Below are 14,641 nucleotides of genomic sequence, written 5' to 3' on the forward strand. Positions count from 1 at the left end.
GCGTTGGCGGCGGCCCTCGCCTGGCCCTGCGCTAGTCAGGCCAGCCCGGCGGGATCGGCGGTCATCCAGGAGATCCTCGATGGCAATGAGCTCTTCATCGAACGCCGTCAGGCCCATCTGCGAGAGAAGGCGGTCGTGCCCGAACTGGTTCGCACCCAGAACAGCCGCGGCCAGCTCGGCTTCGCCGGTGGTGCCGCCGGCCGCCTCAACCGCTTCACCCAGCTGCGACTCGGCAGCACCTGCTTCCTGCTCAACAGCGGCCAGATCCTGGTGTCCGGTCCGCAGAACGGCTGCACCCGCTCCTCGCGGCTGAGCACCCGGGGAACCAACTACCTGGTCACCCTGCTCGATGGCGGCGAGCAGGAGGTGGCGGTGCTGGAGGGCTCGGTGGAGCTGCAGCCCCTCGCCGATGGGCAGCCGCTGGCCGCGCTGCCGACGCTTGTGGCCGGGGGCAACAGGGTGCGGCTCTCCAGCCAGGGGGACGTGCTCTGGCAGCGCCCGCTCACGGCGGCCGACTACGCCGCGATCCTCCGCGGCCCCCTGTTCCAGGACTTCACTGCTCCCCTGCCCGGCATGGCGGCGCTGGAGGCCTTCGTGCAGCGCCGTTTCCCCGGTGTGATCGCCGCCCCGCCCAGGCCGGCGGTCAGCAGTGACCCCCTGGTGGAGACCATCAACCGCTACCGCAGTGAGGCCGGACGCCCCGCCCTCGAACCCCTGCCGGCGCCCCTGGCGGCACAGAACGCCGCCTATCTGGCGCCGGTCCTGGAGGGGGTGCTGGCCAGTCGCGACTGTGACCACGACCGTTCCAGCTGGGGGGCGTTCCAGAGCCGCATGGCGGCGACGTCCAAACTCATTCCCACCAGTGAGGTGATCGCTTGCCCGATGCCGGCGGGCGCCTGGAACCCGGAGGTGATTGTTTCGCGCTGGATGGGCTCGCCCCTGCACACCCAGATCCTGATCAACCGCCCCAGGGCCAGGGCCATCGATTGCGTGCGGCTGGAGCGCTCCGGCCGGGCCGTCGCGATCTGCACCCTGTGGAGCCCACTGCAACGATGATGGCGCGACGCCGCACCTTCAGGGTCCTCGTGGTGGCCGTGCTGGCCTGGGTGGGGGTCAGTTCCGGCTGGCCGGGGCCCCGGATGCGGGTCTGGGAACGGGGCGTGGAGCAGCAGCTGCTGTTGCTGCGCGGCCCGCGCCGGCCGCCGGCGAAGGTGGTGCTGGTCACGGTCGATGACGCGACGCTGCAGCAGGGCGACTGGTTCGAGGAGCAGGGCCGCATCCCGGAATGGGCCAGGGGCGTCGGCAGCCTGCCCTGGCCCCGCGCCACCTACGGGATGGTGGCGGAGAAGCTTCTTCAGGCCGGCGCCAAGGCGGTGGCTGTGAATGTGGTCTTCGAGGGGCCCAGCGGCAAGGGTGAGGGCGATGACGAGGCCCTGGAGCTGCGCTTGCGGCGTTACCCCGGCCGGGTCGCCCTGGCGGCCGAGATGCTCGAGTCCAATGACGCCCAGGGGGCCGGCTCGCTCACCTTCGTGCGGCCGGAGCGCTTCCTGGCGGCCATCGGCGGCACCGGCGCCCTGGGGCTCACCAACATCCTTGCCGGCACCTCCAGCGAGCCCAGCCGCCATCCGGAGGCCTACGCCAGCGGCGTGCTCCCCGCCCGGGGCGCCGAGGGCCACAGCGCCCTCTCCTCCACCCTGCTGCGGCTGGGGGGCCACCGCAGCCGCCAGGACGACAGGGCCAGCTCCCTCAACTTCTACGGCCCTGAGGGCAGCTTCCGGCGTCTGCCGGCCTGGGAGGTGCTCGACCCCGAGCGCTGGAAGACCCATCCCCTGCGCAAGGACCTGGCCGGTTCGGTGGTGCTGCTCGGGCCTGTCGTCGCCCAGGGGGCCGATGGCTATCCCACCCCTTTCGGCAGCCTGTCGGGTCTGGAGGTGCTGGCCACCGCCACGGCCAACTCGCTGCAGGGAGACGGTCTGCAACCCTGGCCCCGCAGCGCCCCGGGACGGGCCCTGTTGTCCCTGCTGCCCCTGCTGATCGTCCTGGCGGCGGCCCGGCGACGCTCGAACCTGCGCGGGCGACTCGTGCTTGTGGCGCTGATGCTGGTCCTCCAGGGCGCCGCCGTCACGGTGGCGCTGCAGCAGGCCAACCGCTGGCTGCCGCTGCTGGCACCGGTCTCGGGCCTGGTCCTGCTGGGCCTGCTCTACGGCGGGGATGCCTACCTGCGGGAGGGGCAGGAGCGGCGCCGGTTGCGACGCACCTTCGAGCGCTACGTGGCGCCCGGCGTGGTGGCGGAGATCCTCTCCGACCCGGAATCGGCCCAGGGGATCCTGCGGGGCCGGCTGCTCGAGGTGACCGTGCTGATGACCGACATCAAGGGCTTCACGGTGCTCACCAAGCAGCGCAGCGGCGAGGGCCAGAGCGAGCTGCACGTGCGCCAGCTCAACGAGTATCTGGGCGCCATGGTGGAGGTGGTGATGGCCCATGGCGGCACCGTCGACAAGTTCATCGGCGATGCGGTGATGGCCGTCTTCGGCTCACCGGTGAGCCGGGGGGTGGCCGAGGAGGCCAGCCAGGCGGTGCGCTGCGCCCTGGCCATGCGGGCGGCCCTGGCCGGCCTCAACGAGGACTGGGCGCGGCGGGGCATCGCCACCCTCGACAACGGCATCGGCCTGGCCAGCGGCCAGGTGATGGTGGGCCAGATCGGCAGCCCCAAGCGGATGGAGTTCACCGTGATCGGCGACACGGTGAACCTGTCGGCCCGACTGGAGTCGGCCACCCGGAATGTGGACGCGGCGGTGGTGTGTGACGCGCAGACCGCCAGCCTGATTCAGGCCGATGCGGGCCTCGACTCCCGCTCCCTGGGGGCCCAGCCCGTGAAGAGCCTGGGGGAGGTGGAGATCTTCACGGTGTCGCTCCGGGATCAGGCCTCCAGGTAAGGTCAGGCCTCCAGGTAAGTCGTCTGCTCCAGGCTGGCCCGCAGGTGGGCCATCAGGCGACGGGCGTCGCTGATGGCCAGGTCGCCGCGGCCGATCGCCTGCTCGCTGGCCAGCCGCAGCCGCTCCAGCAGCAGGTCGGGGTCGTGTTCCATCGCCTCGAGCACCTCGGCGTTGGTGTTGCCCCGCACCACGTGGTCGACCCGGTAGCCGCCCCCGGCCGCCAGCCGGATGTGAACGGCGTTGGTGCTGCCGAACAGGTTGTGCAGGTTGCCCATCACCTCCTGGTAGGCCCCGCCCAGGAACAGCCCGATCCAGTAGGGCTCGCCCGGCCGCAGGCTGTGGAGTTCCAGCAGGGGCTTGACCTGGCCCCTGTCGATGAAGCGGGCGATCTTGCCGTCGGAATCGCAGGTGAGGTCGGCGAAGCTGCCCAGCCGGGTGGGGCGTTCATCGAGCCGGTGGATCGGCAGCACCGGGAACAGCTGGTCGATCGCCCAGGTGTCCGGCGCCGAGCGGAACACCGAGAGGTTGGCGTAGTACGTGCCGGCCAGCGCCGCCGGCAGGGCCTGCAGCTCCTGGGGGATCACGGTGCCTGTGGCCAGGCCTTCGAGCTGGCGGGCGATCGCCTGGCAGCTCACCCAGGTGAGCCGCTCGGCGGTGGCCCGCTCCGGCAGGCTCAGGTAGCCGAGCCGGAAGGCGTTGAGGGCGTCCTCCTTGAACTTGAGGGCGTCGTTCCAGGCCTCCTGCAGGCGCTCCACCACCGACCGCCCGTCCCCGCCCTCCCCTTCGGGGCTTCCCCCCACCGCGATGGCGCTGATCACCGCATGGGTGTCGCGCAGGTTGCGCAGGATCAGGGCCTCCCCCTCGGCCGGCGGCGGCAGCGACTCGGTGTGGCCGCCGGCCCCGAGCACGTCGAACACGAGAACGCTGAAGTGGCTGGCCAGCGCCCGGCCGCTCTCGCTCACCAGCGTGGGGGGGCGGATCCCGTGGGGCTCGCAACACTCCCGGATCGTGGCGACGACGTCGTTGGCGTAGTTCTGCAGCGAGTAGTTGGTGGAGGCGGCGGTGGCGGTGCGGCTGCCGTCGTAGTCGATGCCGAGGCCGCCACCCACATCGAGGAAGCCCATCGGCGCCCCCAGCCGGGTGAGCTCGGCATAGATCTGCCCCGCCTCCTGCAGGGCGTCCTTGAGGACGGCGATGTCGTTGATCTGGCTGCCGATGTGGAAGTGCAGCAGGCGCAGGTCGTCGAGCAGGCCCACCTCCCGCAGCCGCTCCACCGTGGTGAGCACGTCGGGGATCGAGAGGCCGAACTTGGCCCGTTCCCCCACCGAGCTGCCCCAGCGCCCGGTGCTGCGGGCGGAGAGCTTGGCGCGGATGCCGATGAACGGGGCCCCGCCCAGGGCGCCGCTGGCGGCGATGATCCGCTCCACCTCGTCGGCCTGCTCAATCACCACCACCGGCTGGCGCCCCAGGCGCCGGGCCAGGATCGCCGTCTCGATGTAGCGCCGGTCCTTGTAGCCGTTGCAGATCAGCAGGGCGTCGGGGTCGTCGAGCAGCGACAGGGCGATCAGCAGCTCGGCCTTGCTGCCCGCCTCCAGGCCGAAGTGCCAGCGGTGGCCGCTTTCCACCAGCTGCTCCACCACGTGGCGCTGCTGGTTGCACTTGACCGGGAACACCCCCTGGTAGCGGCCGTCATAGCCGTACTGGGCGATGGCCCGCTCGAAGGCGCCGTGCAGACGCTCCAGCCGGTCCTCGAGGATGTCGTCGAAGCGGATCAGCAGCGGCAGGGTGAGGTCGCGCCCCTGCAGCTCCCGCACCAGGTCCACCAGATCGAGGGAGCCGCCACGGTCGCCGCGGGGCTGGACGATCACGTGGCCCCGGGCGTTCATCGAGAAATAGGGCTCCCCCCAGCGCTCAAGGCCGTAGAGGGCGGAGCTGTCGGCGATGGACCAGCTGGTGGCTGCCGCCATGGCGCGCGCAGTGCAGGAGCTGCGGGGAAGGTGGCTGGAATCTAGGGGTGTCATCCTGCTGCGCCGGTGCTACAGCAGGGGGCCCCGGCCGTCCTCAAGCCATGCAGCTGTTCAGTCGTCTGCCGGAGCAGCAGCTGCGCCGGGTGCGCTGGGCCCTGCTGATCGGCTGGATGCTGCTGATCGCCTCGCTGCTGCTGCCGGTGATCATGCTGCCGGCTGCGCTGGTGCCCCCCTGCTCCGTGGCCTTCGATCCCGATTGTCAGCTGCATCAGCAGCCCGGCAACCGGCTGTTCTGGGGGACCGTGGTGCCGGTGGGTCTGCTTCTGATCGGCGCCATCAGCCATGAGCTCTGGCGGCGCGTCTGCCCGCTGGCCTTCGTGTCGCAGCTGGCCCGGGCCCTCGGCCGGCAGCGCAGCCGCCCCGGCCGCAAGGGGCGGCCTGAGGTGGTGATGGTGGAGGCCGAATCGTGGCTGGGCCGCCACCATCTCACCCTCCAGTGGAGCCTGCTGATCGGTGGGCTGTGCCTGCGCCTGCTGGCGGTGAACGGCAGCCCGATCGGGCTGGCGATCCTGCTCCTGGTGACCCTGGCGGCGGCGCTGCTGGTGGGCTGGTCCTGGGGTGGCAAGGCCTGGTGCCAGTACGTGTGCCCGATGGGGCCGGTGCAGACCGTGCTCACCGGCCTGCGGGGGCCCCTCGGCAGCACGGCCCATGTCGCCTCAACCTCGAAGATCACCCAGTCGATGTGCCGCACCCTCGCCGCCGAGGGGCGGGAGCAGAGCGCCTGCGTGGCCTGTCAGGTGCCCTGCATCGACATCGACGCTGAGCGCTCCTTCTGGCAGAACCTTCACGGCAAGCGCGGGCTCAGCTGGATCTGGTACTCCTATCCGGGCCTGATTGTGGCCTTCTTCCTGCTGATGCAGGCGGTGGGTGTCGGCAGCGGCCTGGAGGACCATCCGCTCGGTTATCTGCGCTCAGGAGCCTGGGCCTTCGATGCCGGCCAGCCCCAGCGGGTCTGGCAGGCGCTCTGGCCAGCGCTGCCCCTGCCCCGCCTGCTGGCGGTCCCGCTGCTCCTCAGCGCCGCCGCGGCTTCCTCTGTGCTTCTGTTTCAAGGCCTCCAGCGCCTCCTGGAGCGGTTCTTCCGCCACAAGGGTCTGGGCGAACCGCAGGAGCGGGCGGCGCAGCGCACCCGACTGCTCGCTTCGTTCCTGGCGATCAACCTCTTCTTCTGGTTCGTGGACCCCTTCCAGGGGGCCCTGGGCGGTGAGGGGGGCGAGGTGCTTCAGCTGCTGGTGCTGCTGGCCACCAGCATCGCCCTGTACCGCAGCTGGGGACGTGACCAGGCCACGTACCGTCGCGAGAGCGCCAGCGAGAGCCTGCGCCGCCAGCTGCGCGATCTTCCCGGGCTGGAGGCTGCCCTCGATGGCCGATCCCTCGAGGTCCTCTCGCCTCAGGAGGTGTTCACGCTGGTCAAGGCGTTGCCGGCGCTCGGTCGCCAGCAGGGTCGCGGTTTGTACCGCGACGTGATGGCGGAGATGCTGCGCACGGGCCGCCTCGATCGCGCCAGCGCCCTGCTGGAGCTCCAGGAGCTGCGCCAGACCCTGCAGCTCGATGACTCCGATCACCACGCCGTGGTGCGCACCCTGGCCAGCGAGCAGCCGGAGCTGCTGGAGCTGGATCCCCTGCAGCGCCAGGTCGACGACCTGCGCCGCGAGGCCGCCCATGAGGCGGTGGAGGAGCTGCTGCGGCTGGCGGGTCTGCAGGTGCTGGAGCCGGAGCGTCTGTCGCCGGCCCTTCAGGAGCAACTCGACCATCTCCAGGCGGAGAGTGGGCTCGATGAGGCCCGGTGGCAGGCTGTGCTGCAGAGTTTCGGCCCCCGCGGGGAACTGGAGCGCCGGCATCTGGAGGAGCGACGGGTCGCCTGGACCCAGGAGGCGGGACTGCGGGCCCTGCTGGGGCAGCTGGCGGCGGGAGATCCCCTGCTGCGGCCGCTGGTGCAGGCCATGGTCCAGCGCACCGAAGGGCCCCGCCGTGAACTGGATCGGCGCCTGGTGGCGGCCGGTCTCGAGCCGCTGCCGGCCTCGGTGCCGGCCTGCGGTGAGCTTGATCAAGCCCTGGATCTGCTGTGGCGTGATCCTGACCCGGACACCGCCGGCTGGGTGCTGATGCTGGCCCGCGAGCGCGACCCGCAGCGGGCCGCCCGCCACCTTCAGGATCCCCGTACCGGCCTGGCGGCGTCGCCGTTCCTGCTCAGCCAGCGCCGCGGCGAGATCGCCCCCGACCGTGAGGAGTTCCCGGCGATCGCCGGGGCCCAGCTGTTCGCCGATCTGCTGCCGGAGGGCATCCTCTGGGTGGCACACCAGGGTCATCTGCAGGCGTGTGAGCCGGGTGAAACCCTGATGAGCCGCGGCGCGCCCAGTGATGGCCTCGCCCTGGTGCTGCAGGGCGAGGTGCGGCTGCAGACGGCTGCCGGGCAGCCGGTGGTGATCGGCGTGGGCCAGACCGTTGGCGAGATGGGTGTGATCACAGGTGACTCCCGAAGCGCCAGCGTGGCCGCCGGTGAGGAGGGGGCCACGCTGTTCGTTCTGCCCTCCCAGGTCTTCGAAGAGCTGCTGCGGCGCTCACGCCACTTCGGCCGCGGTCTGCTGGCCCACCTGGCCGCGCGCCTGGAGGCGGAAGGTCCTGTGCTTGCCAACTAGGACGTCGGCCACGGACGATGGCTCGGATCTCAACATCTGTTTCCATGGCCACCGAACGCACCTTCCTCGCCATCAAGCCCGACGGGGTGCAGCGGGGCCTGGTGGGCGAGATCCTCGGCCGTTTCGAGACCAAGGGCTTCAAGCTGGTGGGCCTGAAGCAGCTGGTTCCCAGCCGCGAACTGGCCGAAAGCCATTACGGCGTTCACCGGGAGCGGCCGTTCTTCGCTGGCCTGGTCGACTTCATCACCAGCGGGCCCGTGGTGGCCATGGTGTGGGAAGGCGATGGCGTGATCGCCAGCGCCCGCAAGCTGATCGGCGCCACCAAGCCCCTGGAGGCCGAACCCGGCACGATCCGCGGTGACCTGGCGGTGAACATCGGCCGCAACGTCATCCACGGCTCTGATGCGCCGGAAACGGCCGTGTTCGAGATCGGCCTCTGGTTCGCAGCCTCCGAGCTCTGTGACTGGACGCCGGCCGACCAGGTGTGGCGGGTCGAGCCCTGAGCGGCCATCCTGGGGACCTTCGCGTCCCCGGGCCATGGTGCTGCGCAGGAGCCTCCAGCATCCCAGGACCCTGACCCTGGCGGCCGCGGCCGTCATCGTCTCCGGCCTGGCCCTCGCCCTGCCCGGTGTCACGGCCGCTCCCCGGGTGCCCCGGGTGGTCGATGTGCCATCGCGTCCGGCGTTCGTGAAGCCGCCGGCGGCTACGGAGCGGCCAGCCCTGGTGGGCCAGGTGCTGGGTCCTTCCACGGTGCTGCGCACCGAAAACCCCGGCCGGCTTCAGATCCTGCTGGCCGATGGGCGCAGCTTCCGGTTGGGGGGGAACGCCCAGCTGCGCCTCGAGCCGACCCTGCTCGACCTGGTGCGCGGCCGGATCATCGCCTGGATCGATCCGGGATCGAAAGGCAGCACGCCGCTAAGGGTCCGCACCCGGGTGGGCACGGCCTCGATCCAGGGCACCACGGTCTTCATCGAGGCCACCGCCGACAAGGTGTTGTTCCTGAGCTGGGAAGGGAACGTGGAGGTGCGTGCGGCTGACGGCACCGCGTACCGGCTGACCAGCGGCCAGCGCCTGGAGGCCACGCCCCAGGGCTGGAAGGGCCCCCAGCGCATGGACGCGGCGGAAGTGAAGAAGCGGCGGCGGAGCAGCGAGCTGCTCAATGGCTTCCAGGCGCCGATGCAGACCCTGCCGGTGATCGAGCGCGAACTCGGGCTCAGCCCCTGATGCCCCCCTGGCCTGGCCTGGGGCGTCGGCTCTGGTGGCTGGCCCTGGCGCTTCCCCTGCTGGCGGGTCTCGACCGGGCCCCCCTCACCCCCCTGGGCCAGGGGCCGCGGCTGCTCGACGACCAGCTGCTGCAGGTCTTCTTCCTGCTGCGGGGGCAGCGCCCCGCCCCCCCCGATCCGCTGATCCTGGCGATCGATGCCGACTCCCTGGAGCTGGGGGAGCTGCTGGCTCCGGCCGAACGCCAGGCGTCGCCGCTGTGGCGCCAGATGGGCCCCTGGCCCTGGCCGCGGGCCCTGCAAGCCCGGCTGGCGGCCCATGTTCTGGAGCAAGGGGCCGCCCGGGTGCTGTTCAACATCGAGTACAGCCAGCCCAGCCGGTACGGGCCTGCCGATGACCGGGCCTTCGCCTCCACCCTCGCCCCCTGGCGCCAGCGGGTGCACCTGGCCGTCCATTACGACGTGCGTCAGGAGGGGGGGCTGGAGCAGAGTCGGCTGCGGCTGCCGATCCACCCGCTGGGTGCCCCCGGGCTGACCACCCTGCTCCAGTCCCCCCGGGGGGTGGTGGAGGCGGTGCCGGGCCAGGACTGGATCCGCTACCGGCTGGGCGCGTTCCCGCCCCCCCTGCCCCGGCCGATGGCCTTTCTGGCCCGTCCGGCACCACCGGCGGCGGCGCCGATGGGCCTCAACTATCCCGGCCCCGCCGGCACCATGCCCCGGGTGCCGGCCTGGCGGCTGCTCGAGGTGCCGGCCTCCACCTGGCGAGGACGCACCGTGCTGATCGGCGTCACGGCCCCAGGGCTGGGGGACCTGCAGGAGACGCCCGTGGGGCCCATGGCCGGCACGGAGATCCAGGCGGTGGCCCTCGCCAACGTGCTGCAGAACCGGGGCCTGATCCGGCTGCCCTTGGCGGGGGAAGGCCTGCTGCTGCTGGCCTGGGGAGGGCTGATCGGGCTGCTGCTGCGGCGTCCCGCCTCGGCCGGAGGCACCCTGCAGCTGGCCCTGGCCCTGGCGGGCGGTGTCCTGCTGGCCGGCTGGGCAGTGTGGGCCGGGGCCCTGCTGCGGCTCCCCCTGGCCGCCCTGCTGTTGGCCCCGGTGGCCGGCGGCGGGGTGCGGGCCGTGGGCCAGGGGCTGGCGGAGAGCCGGGAGCGGGCCTATCTGCACCAGGTGCTGAGCCGGCGTGTCTCCCCCACCCTGCTGCGCGACATCCTGCGCAGCCCCGGGCCAGTGTGGAACCAGGCGGTGGGCAGCCGGGCCCGCTGCGCCGTGCTGTTCAGCGACCTGGTGGGGTTCACGCCCCTGAGTGCCGTGCTGGAGCCGGCCGAGCTGTTCGCCCTGCTCAACCGCTACTTCGAGGCCATGGCTGCGGCGGTGCTGGAGCAGGAGGGTCTGCTCGACAAATTCATCGGTGACGCGGTGATGGCGGAGTTCGGGGTGCCCCGCAGCCGTGGGGATGCGCAGGAGGCCCGGGCGGCGGTGCGGGCCGCCCTGGCGATGCAGGAACGGCTGGAGACCCTCAACGTCGAGCTGGCCGCGGCGGGCTCCCCGCCGCTCCGGCATGGGATCGGGCTCCATTTCGGTGAGGTGATCGCCGGCAACCTGGGCTCCTCCCAGCGCCTGGAGTTCACGGTGGTGGGGGCCAGCGTCAACGTGACCAGCCGCCTGGAGGGGCTGACGCGCCTGTTTCCCGAGCACCCGATCCTGATCAGCGGCGATCTACTGGCGCTGCTGCCCGGGGAATTGGAGGTGCTGTCCCTGGGGAGCCACCGGATCAAGGGCTGGCCCGTGTCCCTGGAGGTGTATGCCCTGCGGGGGCTGCGGCCGGCGCCGTGAACGGACGGTTCCAGCGGAAGGGCGCCAGCAGGGTGTCGACCGGCTCGCCCGCCCCCGGGCCTGAGCCTGCCGCGGTGATCGCTTCAGCGATCAACTCCGCGGTGATCGCCGCCAGCAGCACGCCGTTGCGGTGGTGACCCGTGGCCAGCCAGATCCCCTCGATCGGCCCTGGGCCCAGCAGCGGCATGTTGTCGGGGGTGCCGGGCCGGAAGCCCCACCAGCGCTCCATCGGCGGCCACAGGGCCGCCTCCGGCAGCAGGGCCACCAGCCCCTGCTGCAGCTGTTTCTGGCCCTCGGGGGTGAGGCCGTCGTCGAAGCCGGCCTGCGGTTCGCTGGTGGCGCCCACCACCAGCAGTCCGTCCTGCCGCGGCACCAGGTAGGTGCCGGGTCCGAACACGACCCGTTCCAGGCTGGCCCTCGGGCCCTGCAGCGACAGCATCTGGCCCTTCACCGGGTGCACCGGCAGTGACGGCAGCAACCGGCCGCTCCAGGCGCCGCAGGCGAGCACCGCCGTGGCGGCGGCGATCGTGTGTTCGCCCCCCTCCGCCCGCCGCAGTCGCACCCCCCGCAGGCGTCCGCCGTCGCCGGTGAGCAGCTCCAGCACCTCGGTGCCCTCCTCGAAGCGCACCCCCAGGGCGACGCAGGCCCGCTCCAGGGCGCGCATCAGGCGCCGGCGGTTGTCGATCTGGCCGTCCTGGGTGAACAGCAGGCCCGCCCGCCAGGCGGGTCCGATCCCCGGCACCTGCCGCTCCAGGCCCGCCCGATCGAGGGGCTCGCCGAAGGGGGCCGTGGGGTAGGCCTCCCGCTCGGCCGCACCGCTGAAGGGGACGACGATGCCGCAGGGGCGCAGGCCGCAGGGCAGGCCGCTGTCGGCCTCGATGCGGGCCACCCAGGCCGGAATGCGCTCCAGGCTGGCCTGGCCCAGAGCCAGCATCGGGCCGCTGAGCCCTTCGGCGTGGGGGGCCAGCATGCCGGCGGCCACGAAACCCGCCGCCTCGCTGCGGCGGCGGCTGAGCACGGTCACGGCCCGGCCGATGCGGGCCAGCTGGTGGGCGATGGCCAGGCCCATCAGGCCGCCGCCCAGCAGCAGCACGGGGGCGTGATCGGAAGGGGTGCCAGCCAGTGTCATGGCCTCCGGGACTTGCGCGTTTCAATTCAAGCGGCTGCCCGCCGCTGCCTAGGATCCGCCCATGCGCCTCCGGCCCACCGCGGGAGGCCGACAGCGCCGGCAGGATTCGCGACCATGGCTGAAGGGAACAGGGCGGAAGGCAAGGGGGCTGCGTGGGAGGCCGTCATCGGCCTGGAAACCCACGTGCAGCTGGGCACCGCCAGCAAGATCTTCACCGCCGCCTCCACCAGCTTCGGCGACGATCCCAACACCCACATCGACCCGGTGGTGTGCGGCCTGCCTGGCACCCTGCCGGTGCTCAACCAGAAGGTGCTCGAGTACGCGGTGAAGGCGTCCCTGGCCCTCAACCTGCAGGTGGCCGAGCACAGCAAATTCGACCGCAAGCAGTACTTCTATCCCGACCTGCCCAAGAACTACCAGATCTCCCAGTACGACCAGCCGATCGCCGAGGACGGCTGGATCGAGGTGGAGGTGGCCGAAAAGGGCAAGGAGACCTATCTCAAAAAGGTGGGCATTGAGCGGCTGCACATGGAAGAGGATGCTGGCAAGCTCGTGCACGCCGGCAGCGACCGCCTGGCCGGCTCCACCCACTCCCTTGTCGACTACAACCGGGCCGGCGTCGCCCTGGCGGAGATCGTCTCCAAGCCGGACCTGCGCACGGGCCGGGAGGCGGCCGAGTACGCCTCCGAGATCCGCCGCATCATGCGCTACCTGGGTGTCAGCGACGGCAACATGCAGGAGGGCTCCCTGCGCTGCGACGTCAACATCTCCGTGCGCCGCGGCCCGGATGCCCCTTTCGGCGTGAAGGTGGAGATCAAGAACATGAACTCCTTCTCGGCGATTCAGAAGGCCATCGATTTCGAGATCGCCCGCCAGATCAAGGCCTACGAATCCGGTGAGCCGGTGGTCCAGGAGACCCGTCTCTGGGATGAGGGCAAGCAGCTCACCAAGAGCATGCGCAGCAAGGAGGGGGCCTCCGACTACCGCTATTTCCCGGACCCGGATCTGGGGCCGATCGAGGTGAGCCCCGAGCAGCGCCAAAGCTGGCTGGCGGAGCTGCCCGAACTGCCGGCCGCCAAGCGCCACCGCTATGCCGAAAGCCTGGGGCTCTCGATCTACGACGCCCGCGTCCTCACCGATGAGCGCCCCATGGCGGAGTACTTCGAGGCAGCAGTGGCCGCCGGTGGCGACCCCAAGGCCGTGGCCAACTGGGTCACCGGTGACATCGCCGCCCATGTGAACGCCAACCGGCTGTCGATCAGTGAGCTGCCTCTGGGGCCCGCGCAGCTGGCCGAGATGGTGCAGCTGATCGAGGCAGGCACCATCAGCGGCAAGATCGCCAAGGACCTGCTGCCCGAACTGCTCGAGAAGGGTGGCTCGGTGGCTGCGATCGTGGAGTCCCGCGGCCTGGGAATGATCTCCGACCCCGCGGCGATCGCCGCCATCGTCGCGGAGCTGCTGGCCGCCCACCCGGAGGAGGTGGAGGCCTTCCGCGGCGGCAAGAACAAGCTTCAGGGCTTCTTCGTGGGGCAGCTGATGAAGCGCACCGGTGGCCGCGCCGACCCCAAGCTGGCCAACCGGATCCTCAGCGAGCAGTTGAAGGGCTGATCCGCGGAGCCTCCTCGATCAGGTCCAGCTGGTGATCGGCGGCTGAATCAGTAGATCGGCAATGGTGTGGATGATGGCCGGGGCGTCGAAATAATCGCCGTGGTCGATGGCGCGGTTGGTCAGCCGGGTGGCGTTGTACCCCGTCATGTTGGGGGGCGCCAGGGACGGCAGGGGATTGAGACCGAGGCTGCTTTCCCAGCGTTTGGTGAGTTCGGGGCCCGTGAGTCGCTGTTTGAGTTTTTCGATCGGTTCGCGCAGGGCCTCTTTTTCCAGCACCGACGCCTGAAGGGCGCTGTCGTGGCGTGAGTAGAAGAGATGGGTATGACCCACCAGGTGCTTGAGTCCACCGTAGAAGGGTCCGTTGTAGTGAAGTCGCTCGGAGCGGATCTGCACATTCGGACACTGGGTGACCTCCCTTCGTTCCACATCGGGGGCCAGCATGATGTATTGATCCACGAAGGATTCGGTGCCATTGTTTTCTCTTCGCGACAGGCGGCACGTCAGGCGACGGCCGGCATCGTCGCCGCTGAAGGCCTGCTTCGGCCAACTCTCTTCGTTGAGGAGGTTGGCCAGCATGTTGCAGGTGAGGTAATTTCCCATGCTGTGGGCGATGATCGCGATGCCGGCGCCAGGATTCACGGTCCGGATCGTGGCGATCATGTTGGCCAACGCGGCGGTGGACTGGGTCGCCTCGTTGCGATCCGACTGATAGGCCAGCACGCTGCCATCGGATGGCCAGGAAAAGCCGATAAAGGCCATGTGATCCCTGCTCTCGTCGATGGCATCCGGGCCCATCAGCAGCGAGTGACCTTGCTGGGCCAGTTGTTGCTGCAGCAGCTCCGCCAGCAGCGAAAAGGAGGTGATGGCTCCATGCAGCGGCACGTTGAAGCCGTGAATGCCGATCACCACCGTACGGATGCACGGTTTGGCCAGAAAGCTCTTCAGGTCCTCGCGTTGTTCTTCGGCGATCACCGCCTCGATCGGAAGGCTGGAGGAATCGGTGCTGCCCAGGTACTGGGCCATGCAGATCTCGGTGTCGATCCAGTGGTAGCCACTGCGTTGCAACTTGATGCGCTCCGCATCATCAAAGGCCCGCCCGAGCTTCTGGCGATCGCGATTGGTGGCGAAGTAACGAATGGTGCGTGACATTCATGTCTTCCGGCCAGCGCTCATTGTCATGTAAGCACCAGTGCTCAAGTCGACCCGTGGAGTTTTCTGCTGAAATCTTTACATCAAAGGTGCTTGTCTGCGC

At 70.5% G+C, this 14,641-nt stretch carries 10 protein-coding genes; 7 read left to right on the top strand and 3 right to left on the bottom strand.

Features of this window, described 5'->3' with window-relative positions; translation table 11 throughout:
- Positions 1-3 precede the first annotated feature (3 nt).
- Together KUG43_RS04795 and KUG43_RS04800 are read left to right on the top strand one after the other, a co-directional pair.
- Positions 4-1,056 (top strand): FecR family protein, encoded by a 1,053-nt coding sequence (locus tag KUG43_RS04795; protein ID WP_216906636.1) that lies wholly within the window; start codon positions 4-6, stop codon positions 1,054-1,056.
- Positions 1,053-2,936, top strand: a complete 1,884-nt coding sequence (locus KUG43_RS04800) for an adenylate/guanylate cyclase domain-containing protein (RefSeq protein ID WP_216906638.1) — start codon at positions 1,053-1,055, stop codon at positions 2,934-2,936. Before KUG43_RS04795 ends, KUG43_RS04800 begins: the two co-directional genes overlap by 4 nt.
- A 2-nt stretch (positions 2,937-2,938) precedes the next feature.
- Here KUG43_RS04800 and speA read toward each other — a convergent pair whose 3' ends face one another.
- Positions 2,939-4,903 carry a biosynthetic arginine decarboxylase gene (gene speA / locus KUG43_RS04805; protein WP_216906640.1) on the bottom strand — a complete coding sequence of 655 codons (1,965 nt, stop codon included), beginning with the start codon at positions 4,901-4,903 and terminating at the stop codon, positions 2,939-2,941.
- Between the two features lie 101 nt (positions 4,904-5,004).
- On the opposite strand from speA, the gene KUG43_RS04810 reads away from it, so the two are divergent.
- Genes KUG43_RS04810 through KUG43_RS04825 form a run of 4 tightly spaced genes read left to right on the top strand, consistent with a single transcriptional unit; the run spans position 5,005 to position 10,652 of the window.
- Positions 5,005-7,599, top strand: a complete 2,595-nt coding sequence (locus KUG43_RS04810) for a cyclic nucleotide-binding domain-containing protein (protein WP_216906642.1) — start codon at positions 5,005-5,007, stop codon at positions 7,597-7,599.
- 44 nt (positions 7,600-7,643) lie between these two features.
- The gene (gene ndk / locus KUG43_RS04815; RefSeq protein WP_216906644.1) at positions 7,644-8,102 is read left to right on the top strand and encodes a nucleoside-diphosphate kinase; all 459 of its coding nucleotides are present in this window, start codon (positions 7,644-7,646) and stop codon (positions 8,100-8,102) included.
- 34 nt (positions 8,103-8,136) lie between these two features.
- The gene (locus KUG43_RS04820; RefSeq protein ID WP_216906646.1) at positions 8,137-8,823 is read left to right on the top strand and encodes a FecR domain-containing protein; all 687 of its coding nucleotides are present in this window, start codon (positions 8,137-8,139) and stop codon (positions 8,821-8,823) included.
- A complete protein-coding gene (locus KUG43_RS04825; protein ID WP_216906648.1) occupies positions 8,823-10,652 on the top strand; it encodes an adenylate/guanylate cyclase domain-containing protein in 1,830 nt (609 codons plus the stop codon). Before KUG43_RS04820 ends, KUG43_RS04825 begins: the two co-directional genes overlap by 1 nt.
- On the opposite strand, the gene KUG43_RS04830 is transcribed toward KUG43_RS04825, so the two are convergent.
- On the bottom strand, positions 10,591-11,781 hold the full coding sequence (locus tag KUG43_RS04830) for an FAD-dependent oxidoreductase (protein WP_216906650.1): 1,191 nt from the start codon (positions 11,779-11,781) through the stop codon (positions 10,591-10,593). The two genes, KUG43_RS04825 and KUG43_RS04830, sit on opposite strands and share 62 nt — an antisense overlap.
- Before the next feature lie 114 nt (positions 11,782-11,895).
- Here KUG43_RS04830 and gatB point away from each other — a divergent pair, with 114 nt between their 5' ends.
- Positions 11,896-13,389 (top strand): Asp-tRNA(Asn)/Glu-tRNA(Gln) amidotransferase subunit GatB, encoded by a 1,494-nt coding sequence (gene gatB, locus KUG43_RS04835; RefSeq protein WP_216906652.1) that lies wholly within the window; start codon positions 11,896-11,898, stop codon positions 13,387-13,389.
- An 18-nt stretch (positions 13,390-13,407) separates the two neighbouring features.
- Here gatB and KUG43_RS04840 read toward each other — a convergent pair whose 3' ends face one another.
- Positions 13,408-14,538: an alpha/beta hydrolase gene (locus KUG43_RS04840; RefSeq protein WP_216906654.1), complete on the bottom strand. Its 1,131-nt coding sequence runs from the start codon at positions 14,536-14,538 to the stop codon at positions 13,408-13,410.
- Between the last annotated feature and the right edge of the window lie 103 nt (positions 14,539-14,641).

This window comes from Synechococcus sp. CCY 0621, from assembly GCF_019038465.1.
Lineage (GTDB): Bacteria > Cyanobacteriota > Cyanobacteriia > PCC-6307 > Cyanobiaceae > Cyanobium.